This is a genomic window from Oleiphilus sp. HI0067 (assembly GCF_001635735.1).
In genome coordinates this window covers 1-1,362 of record NZ_LWFI01000287.1, presented here as the reverse complement: position 1 = coordinate 1,362, position 1,362 = coordinate 1, and the positions used below count along the sequence as shown (strand labels likewise).

Below are 1,362 nucleotides of genomic sequence, written 5' to 3'. Positions count from 1 at the left end.
TGCGACTCCGAGAAGCATTGGGTCCCAGTGTGCCAAAAACTGTATGCCTTGAGAAACATATTCACGATCGTTGTTGCCAACAATTAGCGTTCCGTCTGGGCCCAGATCTGACGAGTTTATTTCGCCGCGTAATACCTGAATAAAATCGACATTAATGCCTTGATTCGGATTGGCAAAGATTTCCGATAAAGATGTATTGGTATCGAAACCATTTAACTTAGACCAGAGTCGTTCAAACTCATTGCGATAAACAATGGTCGTCAACGATAAGGTAGGGTCGAGTTCGATATAGTGCGTTAGCATCAATTGCTTATGCTCGGCGTCCATATGGTCTCGGTCACTAGCTGCATAGCGTCGATAAGGCGTGTCCTGAAAGTCTTCTTCTGTGACACCAAGATAGGTAGAGTCAGAGTCTTCATCCGAGTACTGAATTTTGACTTCCAATTGCTGATAAATATCGGCGCTAATATCTGAGTTGATCAAGCCCTTCAGCGTAATATCACTTTTGTTAAAGCCAGTGTCATTGCCAGTGTCTAGGTCTTTAAAACCATCAGTCTGTAAGTTGATGCCGTCGACTAACCAGCCCCAAGTATCTGTTCTCTGGCCATAGAACAAATGCGCTTTTGAATAGGCGTCTGTACCGTAGGCGATATTTAGGCGTCCACCATCTTCTTCTGGAACTGAGCGTGTCACCATATTTACCGCCCCGCCCACAGTGTTAGGTCCATATTTAATGGCAGACGGGCCTTTAAATACTTCTATACCTTCCATCTTTGCGAACATTGGAAAGTAGTATGCGGCAGGAGCTGAGTAGGGCGCAGGCCCGATCAAAACTGCATCTTCCATTAATGCGATTTTACGGCTGCGATGCGGATGTGCGCCACGCAAACCGATATTGGGTCTTAAGCCATAGCCTTCCTCTTCTTGAATATTGACGCCCGGTATATGGCTTAACACACGATTAATATCATCATATTCAAACTTTTCGATGTCATTTTGGTCGATGAGATGCGCGGAACCCGGTTGTTTTTTGATCTGAGTCGCACCGCCGGTAATGTAGATGTCTTCGCGTTTAACGCTGGTAATGGAAGACGAAGCGACTGCTTCTTCGGTACTAAGTGAAGCCTCATTTTCAGATTGCGCGTGTGATAGTGGGCTAATGCAAAACGCTAGAGGTGCCGCAAAGGCAAGGTGTAACAGCTTAATTTTCATAGTCAGGTATAGGGTAAAATCTATGGTAATAAAAATAACTAAGCGAGATCACAATCTTCTTTGTGAGCCTAGAAGATTGTGACCTCGCTCGATATAGAAAATAACAACGCTAGCGCTTTGGTCTAGTCGTTATCTCCTTCTGCTGATTGA

General features: G+C 44.7%; 1 protein-coding gene. It reads right to left on the bottom strand.

Annotation, left to right across the window (positions count from 1 at the left end; all coding sequences use genetic code 11):
- The coding region (locus tag A3739_RS03545; protein WP_156502316.1) for a TonB-dependent receptor plug domain-containing protein at positions 1-1,212 on the bottom strand (1,212 nt) is incomplete at its 3' end.
- Positions 1,213-1,362: the final 150 nt, after the last annotated feature.